At 73.0% G+C, this 15,798-nt stretch carries 10 protein-coding genes, 1 tRNA gene and 1 pseudogene; 2 read left to right on the plus strand and 10 right to left on the minus strand.

What is annotated here, in order from left to right; genetic code table 11:
• Positions 1 to 28: 28 nt before the first annotated feature.
• Both ACFY0O_RS14795 and lepA read right to left on the minus strand, forming a co-directional pair.
• Positions 29 to 1,921 carry an AMP-dependent synthetase/ligase gene (locus ACFY0O_RS14795; protein WP_388947002.1) on the minus strand — a complete coding sequence of 631 codons (1,893 nt, stop codon included), beginning with the start codon at positions 1,919 to 1,921 and terminating at the stop codon, positions 29 to 31.
• A 255-nt stretch (positions 1,922 to 2,176) separates the two neighbouring features.
• A complete protein-coding gene (gene lepA / locus ACFY0O_RS14800; protein WP_358892957.1) occupies positions 2,177 to 4,042 on the minus strand; it encodes a translation elongation factor 4 in 1,866 nt (621 codons plus the stop codon).
• Between the two features lie 197 nt (positions 4,043 to 4,239).
• Here lepA and rpsT point away from each other — a divergent pair, with 197 nt between their 5' ends.
• Positions 4,240 to 4,500: a 30S ribosomal protein S20 gene (gene rpsT, locus ACFY0O_RS14805; protein ID WP_358892956.1), complete on the plus strand. Its 261-nt coding sequence runs from the start codon at positions 4,240 to 4,242 to the stop codon at positions 4,498 to 4,500.
• 200 nt (positions 4,501 to 4,700) lie between these two features.
• Here rpsT and holA read toward each other — a convergent pair whose 3' ends face one another.
• On the minus strand, positions 4,701 to 5,693 hold the full coding sequence (holA, locus tag ACFY0O_RS14810; RefSeq protein ID WP_358892955.1) for a DNA polymerase III subunit delta: 993 nt from the start codon (positions 5,691 to 5,693) through the stop codon (positions 4,701 to 4,703).
• Between the two features lie 61 nt (positions 5,694 to 5,754).
• Between holA and ACFY0O_RS14815 the strand changes: the two genes are divergently transcribed.
• Positions 5,755 to 5,997 carry a hypothetical protein gene (locus ACFY0O_RS14815; RefSeq protein WP_358892954.1) on the plus strand — a complete coding sequence of 81 codons (243 nt, stop codon included), beginning with the start codon at positions 5,755 to 5,757 and terminating at the stop codon, positions 5,995 to 5,997.
• A gap of 20 nt (positions 5,998 to 6,017) precedes the next feature.
• Here ACFY0O_RS14815 and ACFY0O_RS14820 read toward each other — a convergent pair whose 3' ends face one another.
• From ACFY0O_RS14820 to ACFY0O_RS14850, 7 genes and pseudogenes are all read right to left on the minus strand, one after another.
• Positions 6,018 to 6,899, minus strand: a complete 882-nt coding sequence (locus tag ACFY0O_RS14820) for a YceI family protein (RefSeq protein WP_388947004.1) — start codon at positions 6,897 to 6,899, stop codon at positions 6,018 to 6,020.
• Between the two features lie 124 nt (positions 6,900 to 7,023).
• Positions 7,024 to 9,429: pseudogene (locus tag ACFY0O_RS14825) on the minus strand (ComEC/Rec2 family competence protein); the annotation flags it as partial.
• On the minus strand, positions 9,426 to 10,064 hold the full coding sequence (locus ACFY0O_RS14830) for a helix-hairpin-helix domain-containing protein (protein ID WP_388947006.1): 639 nt from the start codon (positions 10,062 to 10,064) through the stop codon (positions 9,426 to 9,428). The pseudogene ACFY0O_RS14825 and the gene ACFY0O_RS14830, both read right to left, overlap by 4 nt.
• A 564-nt stretch (positions 10,065 to 10,628) precedes the next feature.
• Positions 10,629 to 11,474: a DegV family protein gene (locus ACFY0O_RS14835; RefSeq protein WP_388947008.1), complete on the minus strand. Its 846-nt coding sequence runs from the start codon at positions 11,472 to 11,474 to the stop codon at positions 10,629 to 10,631.
• A 105-nt stretch (positions 11,475 to 11,579) separates the two neighbouring features.
• Positions 11,580 to 12,344 carry a hypothetical protein gene (locus ACFY0O_RS14840; RefSeq protein ID WP_388947009.1) on the minus strand — a complete coding sequence of 255 codons (765 nt, stop codon included), beginning with the start codon at positions 12,342 to 12,344 and terminating at the stop codon, positions 11,580 to 11,582.
• 123 nt (positions 12,345 to 12,467) lie between these two features.
• Positions 12,468 to 15,338: a leucine--tRNA ligase gene (gene leuS / locus ACFY0O_RS14845; protein ID WP_388947011.1), complete on the minus strand. Its 2,871-nt coding sequence runs from the start codon at positions 15,336 to 15,338 to the stop codon at positions 12,468 to 12,470.
• Between the two features lie 246 nt (positions 15,339 to 15,584).
• Positions 15,585 to 15,657: transfer RNA gene (locus ACFY0O_RS14850), tRNA-Ala, on the minus strand.
• Positions 15,658 to 15,798: the final 141 nt, after the last annotated feature.

Genomic DNA, 15,798 nt, shown 5'->3' on the forward strand with positions numbered 1-15,798 from the left:
CGTTTACGCCCTCGGTCCGGGGGCGGGGTCAGGCCTCCCGGGAGCCGGCGTACATCTCCTCGATGAGGTGCTTGAACTCGCGCTCGACGACCGGGCGCTTCAGCTTCAGGCTGGGCGTGAGGTCGCCGTGCTCGACGTCCAGGTCGCGCGGCAGGATCCGGAACTTCTTGATCGTCTGCCAGCGCTGGAGGTTCTCGTTGAGGGTCTGTACGTAGGTCTCGATCAGCCGGTCGGTCTCGGGGGCGGCCAGGACCTCGCCGTACGTCTTGCCCTCCAGGCCGTTCTCGGCGGCCCAGCCGAGGATGGCGGGCTCGTCGAGGGCGACCAGGGCGGAGCAGAAGTTGCGGTCGGCGCCGTGGACGACGATGGCGGAGACGTACGGGCAGATCGCCTTGAACTGGCCCTCGATCTCGGCCGGGGCGACGTACTTGCCGCCCGAGGTCTTGATCAGGTCCTTCTTGCGGTCGGTGATGCGCAGGTAGCCGTCCGGGGAGAGCTCGCCGATGTCGCCGGTGTGCAGCCAGCCGTCGCTCTCCAGGACCTCGTCGGTCTTGTCGGGCTGGCGGTGGTAGCCCTGCATGATGCCGGGGCCGCGCAGCAGGACCTCGCCGTCGTCGGCGATGCGGACCTCGGTGCCGGGGAGCGGCTTGCCGACGGTGCCCGTGCGGTAGGCCTCGCCGGGGTTGACGAAGGAGGCGGCGCTGGACTCCGTGAGGCCGTAGCCCTCCAGGATGTGGATGCCGGCGCCGGAGAAGAAGTAGCCGATCTCGGGGGCGAGGGCGGAGGCGCCGGAGACGGCGGCGCGGAGCTTGCCGCCGAAGGCCTCGCGGAGCTTGGAGTAGACGAGGGCGTCGGCGACCTTGTGCCGGGTGGAGAGGCCGAAGGGGGCGGTGGCGCGGCCGGTGCGGCGGTAGTTGTCCTGGGTGACCTTGGCGTACTCGCGGGCGACGCCGACCGCCCACTGGAAGATCTTGTACTTGGCGCCGCCGCCGGCCCGGGCCTTGGCGGCCACGCCGTTGTAGACCTTCTCGAAGATGCGCGGGACGGCCGCCATGTAGGTGGGCTGGACCACCGGCAGGTTCTCGATGATCTTGTCGATGCGGCCGTCGACGGCGGTGACGTGCCCGACCTCGATCTGGCCGGAGGTGAGCACCTTGCCGAAGACGTGCGCGAGCGGCAGCCAGAGGTACTGCACGTCGTCGCTGTTGATCATGCCGGTGGCGACGGTGGCCTTGGCCATGTACGACCAGTTGTCGTGCGGGAGGCGGACGCCCTTGGGGCGGCCGGTGGTGCCCGAGGTGTAGATGAGGGTGGCGAGCTGGTCGGCGGTGATGGCCGCGATCCGGTCCTTGACCGCCGCCGGGTGCTGGCCGAGGTACTCCTTGCCGCGCGCCTCCAGGTCGGCCAGGGAGAGCACCCAGCCCTCGGGGTCGCCGTCGGCGGCCACCGCGTCGGCGGCGTCCATGACGACCACGTGGCGCAGGTCGGGCAGGTCGGCGCGGCGCTCGCGGGCCTTGGCCAGCTGCTTGCCGTCCTCGGCGATGAGCACCCGGCTCTCGGAGTCCGAGAGGATGAAGGCGGACTCGTCCGCGTTGGTGCTGGGGTAGATCGTGGTGACGGCGCCGCCGGCGCACATCACGCCCAGGTCGGCGAGGATCCACTCGACGCGGGTGTTGGAGGCGAGGGCGACGCGCTCCTCGGCGTGCAGGCCGAGGGTGATCAGGCCGGCGGCGATGGCGAAGACCCGGTCGGCCGCCTGTCCCCAGCTGAGCGACTTCCAGTCGTCGGGGCCCCCCTCGGGGCGGGCCGAGGGCACGGGGTAGCGGTAGGCCTCCCCGTTCGGCGTGGCGGCGACGCGGTCAAGGAAGAGGGCCGCCACGGTGGGCGGACGGTTCTCGATCAAGGTCTGTGTGTCGCTCACGACATCCTCCGGACCGGGTCCACGCGGCCAGGGCGTGGGCGTGGGGCGCTTGGGACTGGCGGGGGCCGGCCGCCGGGTACGCGGCTGGCGGGTTTTCATTACCGGCCGGTTAACTGGCCGGTAACCATCGAGCTTTGATCAGGGTAGAGGCCGACCGGCCGGTACGTAAGGGCCCCCGAGCGGCCGCTTCATAACGAAAAGGGCCCCCATGCGTGTGCATGTGGACCCTTTTCGCGCGACATGGAACGGCCGCGGCTACTTCTTCTTGGCGCTGGACTCGTCGCTGGAGAGGACGGCGATGAAGGCCTCCTGCGGGACCTCCACGGAGCCGACCATCTTCATGCGCTTCTTGCCTTCCTTCTGCTTCTCCAGCAGCTTCCGCTTACGGGAGATGTCACCGCCGTAGCACTTCGCGAGGACGTCCTTGCGGATGGCGCGGATGGTCTCGCGGGCGATGACGCGGGAGCCGACGGCCGCCTGGATCGGCACCTCGAAGGCCTGCCGCGGGATGAGCTCGCGCAGCTTGGCGACCAGGCGCACCCCGTAGGCGTAGGCGGCGTCCTTGTGGCAGACGGCGGAGAAGGCGTCGACCTTGTCGCCGTGGAGCAGGATGTCCACCTTGACCAGGCTGGAGGCCTGCTCGCCGGTGGGTTCGTAGTCCAGGGAGGCGTAGCCGCGCGTCTTGGACTTCAGCTGGTCGAAGAAGTCGAAGACGATCTCCGCGAGCGGGAGCGTGTAGCGGATCTCGACGCGGTCCTCGGAGAGGTAGTCCATCCCGAGGAGGGTGCCGCGGCGGGTCTGGCAGAGCTCCATGATCGCGCCGATGAACTCGGTGGGCGCGAGGACGGTGGCCCGGACGACCGGCTCGTATACGTCCTTGATCTTGCCCTCGGGGAACTCGCTCGGGTTGGTGACGGTGACTTCCTTGCCGTCCTCCAGCACCACCCGGTAGACCACGTTGGGCGCGGTGGCGATCAGGTCGAGGCCGAACTCGCGCTCCAGGCGCTCGCGGACCACGTCCAGGTGCAGCAGGCCGAGGAAGCCGACGCGGAAGCCGAAGCCGAGGGCCGCGGAGGTCTCCGGCTCGTAGACGAGCGCGGCGTCGTTGAGCTGGAGCTTGTCCAGGGCCTCGCGCAGCTCCGGGTAGTCCGAGCCGTCGAGCGGGTACAGGCCCGAGAAGACCATCGGCTTCGGGTCCTTGTAGCCGCCGAGGGACTCGGTGGCGCCGCCCGTCATCTGCGTGATGGTGTCGCCGACCTTGGACTGGCGGACGTCCTTCACACCGGTGATCAGGTAGCCCACCTCGCCGACGGACAGGCCGTCGGCCGGGAGCATCTCCGGCGAGTTGGTGCCGATCTCCAGCAGCTCATGGGTGGCGTTCGTGGACATCATGCGGATGCGCTCGCGCTTGTTGAGCGTGCCGTCCACGACACGGACGTAGGTGACCACGCCGCGGTAGGAGTCGTAGACCGAGTCGAAGATCATCGCGCGGGCCGGGGCGTCCTTGACGCCGACCGGGGCCGGGACGGTCTGGACGACGCGGTTGAGCAGGGCGTCGACGCCGAGGCCGGTCTTCGCAGAGACCCGCAGGACGTCGTCGGGGTCGCAGCCGACCAGGTTCGCGAGCTCCTCGGCGAACTTCTCCGGCTGGGCGGCCGGCAGGTCGATCTTGTTCAGGACCGGGACGATCGCGAGGTCGTTCTCCATCGCCAGGTACAGGTTGGCGAGGGTCTGGGCCTCGATGCCCTGGGCGGCGTCCACCAGGAGGATGGTGCCCTCGCAGGCGGCGAGGGAGCGCGAGACCTCGTAGGTGAAGTCGACGTGGCCCGGGGTGTCGATCATGTTCAGGATGTGCGTGGTCCCCGTGCCGTCGCCCTCGGTCGGGGCCCACGGCAGGCGGACCGCCTGCGACTTGATCGTGATGCCGCGCTCACGCTCGATGTCCATGCGGTCGAGGTACTGGGCGCGCATCTGCCGCTGGTCGACGACGCCGGTGAGCTGCAGCATCCGGTCGGCGAGGGTCGACTTGCCGTGGTCGATGTGCGCGATGATGCAGAAATTGCGGATCAGCGCCGGGTCGGTACGGCTCGGCTCGGGCACGTGGCTGGGGATGGCGGGCACGCAGTGTCCTGATTCTCGGGTCGCTGTCGGATCTGCTGTCGAACGGTACGCAGGCTCCCATGGTCCCATGGACGGGGCCATGCGCTCGGTTTGGGCCGGTCGGAGCGCGCCTGGTAGCCTGGGTGGCTGTGTCTCGCATGCCCTCTAGCACTCGAGGCACATCCGGAAAAATACTCTGAACCTGAAAAGGCTCTTTCGTGGCGAACATCAAGTCCCAGATCAAGCGGAACAAGACCAACGAGAAGGCCCGCCTTCGCAACAAGTCGGTCAAGTCCGAGCTGCGCACCTTCATCCGCAAGGCCAACGAGGCCATCCTCGCCGGCGACACGGAGAAGGCCACCGCTGCGGCCCGCCTGGCTTCCAAGAAGCTGGACAAGGCCGTCTCGAAGGGTGTCATCCACAAGAACGCCGCCGCCAACAAGAAGTCGGCGCTGGCCTCCAAGGTTGCCGCCATCTGAGGTTCCGCACTCGATGTGAACGCCGGGAAGGACCAAGCGGGCCCTCTCATCCGCTCCTGACCGGCATCCAGCGCCGCACGCGGCCTGCGTTCGCCACGCGGGTGCGGCGCACACAGCAGTGACCGAAGGCCCCGGCCTCCGCCCTTCCCCAGGGCGGCGACCGGGGCCTTCGTGTGTGCGCGGACGGGGCCGGACAGGCCCTAGCGGCGCTGCGGCCGCGCGGCCCGGGCCACCGCCACGACGGCCTTCTCCAGGGCGTACTCGGGGTCGTCCCCGCCGCCCTTGACCCCCGCGTCGGCCAGCGCGACGGCGCGCAGCGCCTCCGAGACCCCGTCCGCCGACCAGCCGCGCATCTGCTGGCGGACCCGGTCGATCTTCCACGGCGGCATGCCGAGGTCCCGGGCGAGATCGCCGGGGCGGGCTCCGCGCGGGGCGGAGGCCAGCTTCCCGATCGCCCGGACGGCCTGCGCCAGCGCGCTGGTGATCAGCACCGGGGCGACCCCGGTAGCCAGGGACCAGCGCAGGGCCTCCAGGGCCTCCGCAGCCCGCCCCTCGACCGCCCGGTCGGCGACGGTGAAGCTGGAGGCCTCCGCGCGGCCGGTGTAGTAGCGGCCGACCACGGCCTCGTCGATGGTGCCCTCGACGTCCGCGCACAGCTGCGCCACCGCGCTCGCCAGCTCCCGCAGGTCGGCGCCGATCGCGTCGACCAGGTTCTGGCAGGCCTCGGGCGTGGCCGAACGGCCCAGGGTCCGGAACTCCTGCCGGACGAAGGAGAGCCGGTCCGCGGCCTTCGTCATCTTGGGGCAGGCGACCTCCCGGGCCCCCGCCTTGCGCGCGGCGTCCAGTACCGCCTTGCCCTTGACCCCGCCCGCGTGGAGGAGGACCAGGGCGATCTCCTCGTACGGGTCGGCGAGGTAGGCCTTGACCTCCTTCACCGTGTCCGCGCCCAGGTCCTGCGCGTTGCGCACGATCAGGACCTTGCGCTCGGAGAAGAGGGACGGGCTGGTCAGCTCGGCCAGGGTGCCGGGCTGGAGCTGGTCTGAGGTGAGGTCCCGGACGTCCGTGTCGGCGTCGGCCGCGCGGGCGGCCTGCACCACGTCCCGGACGACGCGGTCGAGCAGCAGGTCCTCCTGCCCCACCGCGAGGGTGATCGGGGCGAGGGGATCGTCGGTGGGGTTCTTCCTGGTGGCCATCGGCTCCAGCATCCCACGCCGCACCGACAGCCCCCCGCGTCCGGTGCCCGAGAATGGTCCGGTGAACCTGCGACATGTACTGGTCCTGCCCGACCGTGACGCCGCCGAGGAGGTGGCCCAGGAGGCCGTCGACCGCTTCGGCCTGCCCGAGGAGCCGCAGCTGGTGCGCGACGCGCTGGCCGGCGAGGACGACGCCGAGGACGCCCAGTGGCTGGTGGTCGTCGAGGACCCGCAGCAGCGGCTGGAGGCCGCCGTGCTGGACGAGCTCGCCGCCGAGTACGAGGGCTGGCTCGAAGCCCCCTGAGCCCCCCGGCCGGGCCGCCCTCAGGCCTTGTGGACGATCTGGACGTCCAGCGTCACTTCCACGCTCGAACCGATCGCAGCGACCCCCTGGGCCAGCATCGACTGCCAGTTCAGGGCGAAGTCCTCGCGCTGCAGCTCCGCCGTCGCCCGGCAGGCGGCGCGCGGCTCGCCCTCCAGCCCCGTGCCCACGCCCAGGTACCGCGTGTCCAGGGTGACCGAGCGGCTCACCCCGTGCAGGGTCAGGGCACCCGCGACGGCCCAGCTGCTGCCGCTGCGGTGGATGAACCGCTCGCTGTAGAACTCCACCGTCGGATGGCGCGCCGCGTCGAGGAAGTCCGCCGACCTCAGGTGGTCGTCCCGCATCCGCATCCCGGTGTCGATGCTCGCCGCGTCGATGATGACGTGCATGGAGGAGTCCTCCATGCGCTCCCCGATCCGCACCGCCCCGGCGAAGGTGTTGAACCTGCCGCGGATCCGGGCGAAGCCGATGTGCTTGGCGGTGAAGCCGATCGAGGAGTGCGACGGGTCCAGTTCCCAGTGGCCGGGCTGCGGGAGCACCGGCGGCTCCACCGCGTCCAGGACGATCTCCGCCGTGCCGGGCTGCGCCGGGTCCCCCACGAGCGTCGCCCCGTGGAACGGCGCGTAGCCCTCGGCGCTGACCGACAGCCGGTACTCCCCCTCCGGCATGGCTGCCGTGAACCCCCCGTACGGGTCCGTCTCTCCGCTGACGACCCGTCGGCCTATCGGGTCGGTCACCTCGAACTTGGCCTGCCGGATGGGCTGGTGGACCGTGTCGAGGACCCGGCAGCTCAACAGGCGTGCCGTGGGCGGCAGTGTCAGTGTGGCGGACGTCTGCGAACTTCCGCTCCCGGCCGTATCCGTCCCCCGTCGGCGACCGAACATGGCTGATGCACCCCCGTGCTGTGTGTACTTGGTCGGTCCTGGCGAAGAGGCATTCGATCATGCTGTCGGGTTGTGGGCAAACAGAATGGTCGCGCCCGGTATGACCGCGCCTTTTCGGACGCCGTCCGGCCGGAACCGCACGCAGCCCCGGACCGCTGCCGCAGACCGCCACGGAGCCGTCCGTATCGGTGCGCAGCACAGCCGCCCCAAGGGATTCGAGCCGTGCGAGGGTGCTCCGCGCAGGGTGCCCGTAGCGGTTGCCGGAGCCGACCGGGACCAGGGCGAGCCGTGGCCGGATCCGTTCCGTCAGGGCCGGGTCCTGGTGGGCCGAACCGTGGTGGGCGACCTTGAGCACGTCCACCGCGCCCAACTCCGGATGCTCCCTCAGCAGGGCCTGCTGGGCTGCCGGTTCGAGGTCTCCCAGCAGCAGGAACGTCAGCCCCGAGGCGCGTGCCAGCAGGGCCACGCTCGCGTCGTTGGGCCCCTGTGGCGCCGGTGCGTCGGCCGAGGGCCACAGCACCTGCCATTCCAGCCGCCCGGCCCGCCGCCGCTCCCCCGCCACCGCCGCCACGACGGGCACCCCGGCCCCCGCCGCCGTCCGCCGGACCTGGGCCGCCCGGCCGGGCGGATCCGCCACCGCGGTGGTTTCGATCACACCGACGGAACGGCCCCGCAACACCCCGGACAGCCCGCCCACGTGGTCGGCGTGAAAGTGCGTCAGCAGCAGCAATGGGATGCTTGTCACACCGAGGGCGCGCAGGCAGGCGTCCACCGGGCCCGGTTCCGGTCCGGCGTCGACCACGACGGCCGTCCCCGGTCCCACGGCGAGCGCGGCGGCGTCCCCCTGGCCCACGGCGCACTGGACGTAGCTCCAGTCCGGCGGCGGCCAGCCGGCGAGCGCACGGGTCAGCTGCGGCGGCCGCACCACCGCCACCAGCAACAGCACCGCCACTCCCGCCCGGACACCGCGCCGCCGGCCGAACCGGACCCCGAGCCCCACCAGGGCCGCCGTGACCCCCGCCAGCAGCAGCCCTCCCGCGACCCCGCCGGGCCAGGCCAGCTCCGCCCCCGGCAGCCGCGCCCCGGCCCGCGCGACGGCGGCGATCCACCCCGCCGGCACCCCCGCGCACCGGGCCAGCAGCTCCGCGAGCGGCATGCACCACGGGGACGCCGCGAGCGCGGCGAAGCCGAGCACCGTGGCCGGCCCCGCGGCGAGCTCCGCCAGCAGGTTGCACGGCACCGCCACCAGGCTCACCCGGCCCGACAGCACGACCACCACCGGGGCGCACACGGCCTGCGCCGCGGCCGCGGCCCCCAGGGCCTCCGCGAGCCTCGACGGCACCCCGCGCGCCCGCAACGCCCCGGCCCAGCGCGACCCGAGGGTCAGCAGCGCACCGGTGGCCAGCGCCGACAGCAGGAACCCGTACGCCCGGGCCAGCCAGGGGTCGTACAACACCAGCAGCAACACCGCCGCGGCCAGGGCCGGGAGCAGGGACCTGCGCCGGCCCGTGGCCAGGGCCAGCAGGGTCACCGCCCCGCAGGCGGCGGCCCGCAGCACGCTCGGATCGGGCCGGCACACCACCACGAACCCCACCGTCAGGGCCGCCCCGCACAGGGCGGTGAACCGCAGCGGCAGCCCCAGCCGTGGCGCCAGCCCGCCCCGCTCCACCTGCTGCGCGCGCCCCGGGGGCCCGATGAGCAGGTAGAGCACCACGGTCAGGTTGGACCCGGAGACGGCCAGCAGGTGCAGCAGGTCGGTGGCTTCGAACGCGTCGTGCAGCTCGGACGGGACCCGGGAGGTGTCCCCGACCACCAGGGCCGGCAGCAGGGCGCGGGCGTCCCCCCGAAGCCCGTCGGAGGCCTCCCGCAGCCCGGCCCGGAGCCTCCCGGCGGCCCGCTGCGCGAGCTCCGGGCCACCCCTCACCCGGGGCGGGACGTCCCCGGCCGGCCGCAGCAGCGCCACGGCCCGCTCCCCGTCCCCCGCCGGGGCCAGCCGGGCCGCCACCGCGACCCGGACCGAGGGCTGCAGCCGGGCCCACTCCGGATGCCCGGCCAGCACCCGGACCGGGGTCTCCACCCGGGTAGCCGTTCCGTCGGGGCCCGTCACCCGGGTCACCACCGCGTCCAGCACCACCACGGGCGGCCCGCTCCCGCTCCGGGCGGCCCGGGGGTCGGAACCCACGGTGAGCTCCGCGACGACCTCGGCATGCTCCCCGGCGAGCCGGGCCACGGGCCCCGCCCGCGCCTCGGCCCGCTCCAGCCCGGCCACCCCCGCCCCGGCGGCGGCGCACAACAGCGCGGCCGCCACCGCCGTACCGACCCGCCACCCGGGCCGCCCGCCACGGCCCCCCGCCACCAGCAGCACCCCCGCACCGACCACCGCGACCCCCACCCCGAGGGCGCACCACCCGGCCGGCACCCCGAGCCCCACGGCGGCCGCGCCCCACGCCGCGAGGGCGGGCCCCACCAGCCGCAGGTCCGCCGGCCCGGCCCGCTCGGCCCCGGCGTCGCCCGGCCCGGCGGCGCTCACAGCCGGACCAGCTTCCGGAGCTCGGCGAACCTGCGCTCGCCGATGCCGTCGACCTGCCGGAGGTCCTCCACGGTCCGGAAGCCGCCCCGGGCGGTGCGGAACTCCACGATGTGCCGGGCCAGCACCGGCCCGACCCCGGGCAGCCCGTCCAGCTGCTCGGCGGTCGCACTGCCGAGACTCAGCGGACCGGGGCCGGGGCCGCCCCCGGAGCCCCCGCCACCCGGCGCGGGCGGCGCGCCGACCCCGACCAGGACCTGCTCCCCGTCCACCAGCACCCGGGCCCGGTTGAGCCCGGTGGTGTCCGTACCCGGCCGCACTCCCCCGGCGGCGGCCAGCGCGTCCTCCACCCGCGAGCCGCCGGGCAGCCGCAGCACGCCGGGCTCACGGACCTTGCCGCCGACGTCCACCACGATGCGCCCGCCCGGCCCGCCCCGGCCCGCTCCCGCCACCGGGGGCGGGGTCGCGGGCGGCGCGGGGGCGAGCACCGCGGGCGCCGTCACCGGCTGCGGCCGGGCCGACCAGTACTGCTGGGCGGCGAACCCCACCGCGAGGGCCAGCACCACCCCCACGGCGGCCACCGCCCGGGGCTCCACCCCGCACCGGGCCTGCACCCACACCGGCAGCCGCTCCCGCACCGCCGGCCACCGCCCGGCCCCCGACGCCGAAAGCCGCTCCCCGCCCCCCAAGGGCGCCTCGGACAGACCCTCCGGCACCGAAGGCGACCCGGCGGCCGGAGACCGCCCAGCAGCCGAAGGCAGCCCGGGCACGGGAGGCGGCCCCGACACCGGAGGCGGCCCGGGGTCGATCTCCGGGACGGAAGGCGGCGGCTCAGGCACCGGAGGCGGCTTGGGGTGGCGGGGCGGCGGGGCGGCGCCCAGCAGCGCCTCCGCCCGGCGGCGCACGGCGGCGGGGTCCGGGCGGGGCTGCGACCGGGCGCGGCGGTGGTCCCGCAGCCGCCCGTCGGACCGCCGCCCCCTCCCGGGCCCGCTCCCCGCACCCCGGCCACGGCCGAGGTCGGAAGAGGCGTTGTCGTCGAAGGATCCGGAGGTACCTGAGAGGCGGCGTGCGGCACGCGTTCGAAGAGTCATGCCACGACGCTAGGCCCGGCCCCCGACACCCCGCTCGGAGTCATCAATTCCGGTGCATAACCAGCCCGTTGTGGAAAACTCCGCCACCCGTTCCGGTGTATCCGCCCCGGATCAGCGCGGCGAAACCACCGCCGCCAGCAGCCCCGGCCCGGTGTGCGCGCCGATCACCGCCCCGACCTCGCTCACATGCAGCTCGACCAGGCCCGGGATCCGCTCCCGCAGCCGCTGCGCGAGCTTCTCGGCCCGTTCCGGCGCCGCCAGGTGGTGGACCGCCACGTCGACGCCGCGCGCCCCGGCCCGCTCGACGGCGAGCTCCTCCAGCCGGGCGATGGCCCGGGAGGCCGTCCGCACCTTCTCCAGCATCTCGATCCGCCCGCCGTCCAGCGTGAGCAGCGGCTTGACCGCGAGCGCCGACCCGAGGAGGGCCTGCGCCGCCCCGATCCGGCCGCCACGGCGCAGGTAGTCGAGGGTGTCCACGTAGAAGTACGCCGACATCTCCGCGGCCCGCTTCTCGGCGGCGGCCACGGCCTCGTCGACGGAACCGCCCGCCTCGGCCGTCTCGGCGGCGGCGAGGGCGCAGAAGCCGAGCGCCATCGCGACCATGCCGGTGTCCACGACACGCACCGGCACGGGGGCCGTCTTCGCGGCGACCACGGCGGCGTCGTAGGTGCCGGAGAACTCGGCGGAGAGGTGCAGGCTCACGATCCCGGTCGCACCGGCCTCCGCCGCCGCCCGGTAGGCCTGCACGAAGCGGTCCGGGGCAGGGCGGGAGGTGGTGACCGAGCGGCGCTTCTGCAGGGCCGTGGCCAGGCTGCGGGCCGAGATCTCCGTGCCCTCCTCCAGGGCCTCGTCGCCCAGTACGACGGTCAGGGGCACGGCGGTGATCCCGTGCCGCTCCATGGCCGGCGGGGGCAGATAGGCCGTGGAATCGGTGACGATCGCGACATGGCGGGACATGAGCCGGAGGTTACCGCCCGAGGGGGCGATCCGGCAGCCCGGGCCACGACCGTCACCCCTACCGCTCCGGCCTGCCCGGTCCTCAGCCCGCCCCTGCCGCCGCGCTCAGGAAGCGGCCTCCGGCCGGGGAGCCTTCTGCCAGGGGTAGGACACCGCCGGCCCGGACGGATCCAGCGCGGGCCGCTGCCGCCCGGAAGCCTCGCCCGCCGCACCCGAGGCAGCCGCACCCGAGGCAGAGGCACCCGCGCCCCGCGCGGGCCCCGGTCCGGCTCCAGCGTCCCACGCCGCAGCCGCGGCCGTCAGGTCGTCCACCGACTCCCGGGACCAGTCGCGCAGCGCGCTCGACTCCACCTCGATCTGCGCCGACAGCGCCGCCAGGTCCTCGTCGGCGAACTGACGGGCCCGGTCGCGCGCCGCCCAGCGCAGCGAATCGGCGGACTCGGTGATCTGGGCGGTGCGCTCGCGCAGCCCGGGCAGGCACTCCGCGATCCGCTTGCGGTCCGGCTCCTGCTCCAGCCGCTTGAGCTCGTCGTCCAGCTCGTGCCCGTGCCGGCTGAGGCGCTCGAAGAGGGCGATCGACTCCTTCAGCGAGGCGTCCGCCTGGACCCCCTGGTAGAGGGCCGCCTGCGTGGCCCGCATGGACGTCCGCAGGTCGAGCCGCAGCTGCGCCAGCGCCGCCGTGACCCCGGACTGGCCGAGGGTCTTGGCCCTGAGGGTGGTGTCCTCGACCGTCCGGCGGGCCTGCGTGATCGTCCGGTCCACGCCGCGCTTCGCCGCGCCGACCGCCTTGACCGCGGCCCAGGCGCCCAGCCCCAGGAAGGCGAACAGCACCACCAGGGCAAAGATGATGACCAACGCGCCTACCTCCATGAGGTTCCCTTCCCCGGCCTGTCCCCGTCCCCTCCACCGTAAACGCCACGGGCAGGCCGGGGGTTCCAAACGAACCCCCAACCTGCCCGTACGGGATCACCCCGAGACGCGGTACCCGCGCCCTCAGATGACGATGTTCACCAGCTTCGGCGCGCGCACGATCACCTTGCGGACCTCGGCGCCGCCCAGCGCGGCGACGACGGCCGCGTCGGTGACCGCCAGCTGCTCCAGGTCGGCGTCCGAGATCGTCGGCGGCACCTCCAGGCGGGCCTTGACCTTGCCCTTGACCTGGACCACGCAGGTGACCGTCTCGTCCACGACGTACGCCGGGTCGGCGACCGGGAAGTCCTGGTGGACGACCGAGTCGGTGTGGCCCAGGCGGTGCCACAGCTCCTCCGCGATGTGCGGGGCCAGCGGGGCGATCAGCAGCACCAGGCGCTCGGCCACGGACCGCTCCAGCGGGCGGCCCGCCTTCGTCAGGGCGTTGTTCAGCTCGGTGATCTTGGCGATGGCGGTGTTGAACCGCAGGCCCGCCATGTCCGAGCCGGCCCCGTCGATGGCCTTGTGCAGGGCGCGCAGGGTGTCCTCCGCGGGCTCGGCGTCGACGACCGTCACCGCGCCCGTCTCCTCGTCCACCACGTTGCGCCACAGGCGCTGCAGCAGCCGGTACTGGCCGACGACGGCGCGGGTGTCCCACGGGCGCGAGACGTCCAGCGGGCCCATCGCCATCTCGTACAGGCGCAGCGTGTCCGCGCCGTACTCCTCGCAGATCTCGTCCGGGGTGACGGCGTTCTTCAGGGACTTGCCCATCTTGCCCAGCTCGCGCCTGACCTGCTCGCCCTCGAAGAAGAACTTGCCGTCGCGCTCCTCGACCTCGGTGGCCGGGACCGGGAAGCCGCGCTCGTCGCGGTAGACGTAGGCCTGGATCATGCCCTGGTTGAAGAGCTTGTGGAACGGCTCGACCGAGGACACGTGGCCCAGGTCGAACAGCACCTTGGACCAGAAGCGGGCGTACAGCAGGTGCAGCACCGCGTGCTCGGCGCCGCCCACGTACAGGTCGACGCCGCCGTGCGGGGCGCTCTCGCGCGGGCCCATCCAGTACTGCTCGATCTCCGGGTCGACCAGCGCGTCCGCGTTGTGCGGGTCCAGGTAGCGCAGCTCGTACCAGCAGGAGCCGGCCCAGTTCGGCATGGTGTTGGTCTCGCGGCGGTAGGCGCGCACCCCGCGCCCGTCGCCCAGGTCCAGCTCCACGTTGACCCAGTCGGCCTTGCGCGACAGCGGGGTCTCCGGCTGGGAGTCCGCGTCGTCGGGCTCGAAGGTGCGCGGCGAGTAGTCCTCGACCTCGGGCAGCTCCAGCGGCAGCATCGACTCGGGCAGCGCGTGGGCCACGCCGTCCTCGTCGTACACGATCGGGAAGGGCTCGCCCCAGTAGCGCTGGCGGCTGAAGAGCCAGTCGCGCAGGCGGAAGTTCACGGTGCCCTCGCCCAGGCCCCGCTCGGCCAGCCAGTCGGTGATGGCGGCCTTGGCCTCCGCCACGCCCAGACCGTCCAGGGAGATGCCCTCGCCGGCCGAGTTGACCAGCTTGGCGTCGTAGGAGCCGAAGGCGTCCTCCCACTCGGCCGGGTCGGTGCCGCGGCCGTCGGTGGGCTCGACCACGCAGCGCATCGGCAGCTCGAAGGCGCGGGCGAACTCGAAGTCGCGGGCGTCGTGCGCCGGGACGGCCATGATCGCGCCGGTGCCGTAGCCCATCAGCACGTAGTCGGCGACGAAGACGGGGACCTTCTCGCCGCTGACCGGGTTGACGGCGTACTCGCCGGTGAAGACGCCGGTCTTCTCCTTGGCGTCGGCCTGCCGCTCGACGTCGGACTTGGCGCCGGCCTGCTTGCGGTACGCGGCGACGGCCTCGGCCGGGGTGGCGTGTCCGCCGGTCCAGGCCTCGCGGGTGCCCTCGGGCCAGGCGGCCGGAAGGAACTTCTCGACCAGCGGGTGCTCGGGCGCCAGCACCATGTAGGTGGCGCCGAACAGGGTGTCGGGTCGGGTGGTGAAGACGGTGATGGCCTCGTCGCCCAGGGGGAAGTCGACGCGCGCGCCCTCGCTGCGGCCGATCCAGTTGCGCTGCTGGAGCTTGATGGCCTCGGGCCAGTCCAGCGCGTCCAGGTCGTCCAGCAGCCGGTCGGCGTACGCGGTGATGCGCATGTTCCACTGGCTCAGCCGGGACTTGAAGACGGGGAAGTTGCCGCGCTCGGACCGGCCGTCGGCGGTGACCTCCTCGTTGGCCAGCACGGTGCCCAGCCCGGGGCACCAGTTGACGGGCGCGTCCGAGGCGTAGGCCAGGCGGTACTGGTTCAGGACGTCGGCGCGCTCGGCGGGGGTCAGCTCCGCCCAGGCACGGCCCCCGGGGACCTCACGGGAGCCGTTCTCGAAGGCGGCGACCAGCTCGGCGATGGGCCGGGCCTTGTCCGCGTCCGTGTCGTAGTAGGAGTTGTAGATCTGCAGGAAGATCCACTGGGTCCACTTGTAGTACTCGGGGTCGATCGTCGCGAACGACCGGCGCTTGTCGTGGCCCAGGCCCAGCCGGCGCAGCTGGAGCTTCATGTTCTCGATGTTGGCCTCGGTCGACACGCGCGGGTGCGTGCCGGTCTGCACGGCGTACTGCTCGGCCGGCAGGCCGAAGGCGTCGAAGCCCAGGGTGTGCAGGACGTTGTGGCCCGACATGCGCTGGTGGCGGGCGTAGACGTCGGTGGCGATGTACCCGAGCGGGTGGCCGACGTGCAGGCCCGCACCGGAGGGGTACGGGAACATGTCCATGATGAACTTCTTGGGCCGGGCGACGACGGCCGGGTCGCCGGCCAGGTCACCGGTCGGGTTGGGCGCCTCGTAGGTGCCCTCCGCGTCCCATACGTCCTGCCAGCGTGCCTCGATGTCGGCGGCCATGGCAGCCGTGTAACGGTGCCCCTCGGCCGCCTCGGGGGCCGGGGTGTTCGTCTCGCTCATGATTCCTGAAGCTCCATCGATCGTCTCTGCCGTCTCTGCCTGCCCAAACGAAAAAACCCCTCGCACAGGAGGGGACGCCGCGCCGATGCCGACCTTCTCGGGGTCGGTGCTGCTCAGCGCGGCTCGGTAAGCAGAAGGCGTACGGCACGCATGGCGCCAGGGTACCGCAGGGGCCCGTGCGGCCGCTCTGCCGTTCCGCACAACGAGAAGAGGGCCACCCGATCCGGGTGGCCCTCTTCCACACTGTGGAGCTAAGGAGAATTGAACTCCTGACCTCCTGCATGCCATGCAGGCGCTCTACCAACTGAGCTATAGCCCCTTGTTTCTCTCTGCCGCCGGGCCCCTTCTCGGTTTCCCTTGCCGGTTCCCCCTGGCGACATCGAGAACATTACACGGTCATGGCCCCAGACCAAAAATCGGTTTCCCGGGGGTCGTTATGACCGATTCGCCCGCCATCGAC

The sequence above is a fragment of the Streptomyces sp. NPDC001594 genome (assembly GCF_042893675.1).
GTDB lineage: Bacteria > Actinomycetota > Actinomycetes > Streptomycetales > Streptomycetaceae > Streptomyces.

What these genes read in the sequence shown, in the direction of transcription:
- leuS (WP_388947011.1), bottom strand. Translation starts at nt 15,338, where the DNA reads ATGAGCGAGACGAACACCCCGGCCCCCGAGGCGGCCGAGGGGCACCGT.
- ACFY0O_RS14820 (WP_388947004.1), bottom strand. Translation starts at nt 6,899, where the DNA reads ATGTTCGGTCGCCGACGGGGGACGGATACGGCCGGGAGCGGAAGTTCG.
- holA (WP_358892955.1), bottom strand. Translation starts at nt 5,693, where the DNA reads ATGGCCACCAGGAAGAACCCCACCGACGATCCCCTCGCCCCGATCACC.
- ACFY0O_RS14835 (WP_388947008.1), bottom strand. Translation starts at nt 11,474, where the DNA reads ATGTCCCGCCATGTCGCGATCGTCACCGATTCCACGGCCTATCTGCCC.
- ACFY0O_RS14840 (WP_388947009.1), bottom strand. Translation starts at nt 12,344, where the DNA reads ATGGAGGTAGGCGCGTTGGTCATCATCTTTGCCCTGGTGGTGCTGTTC.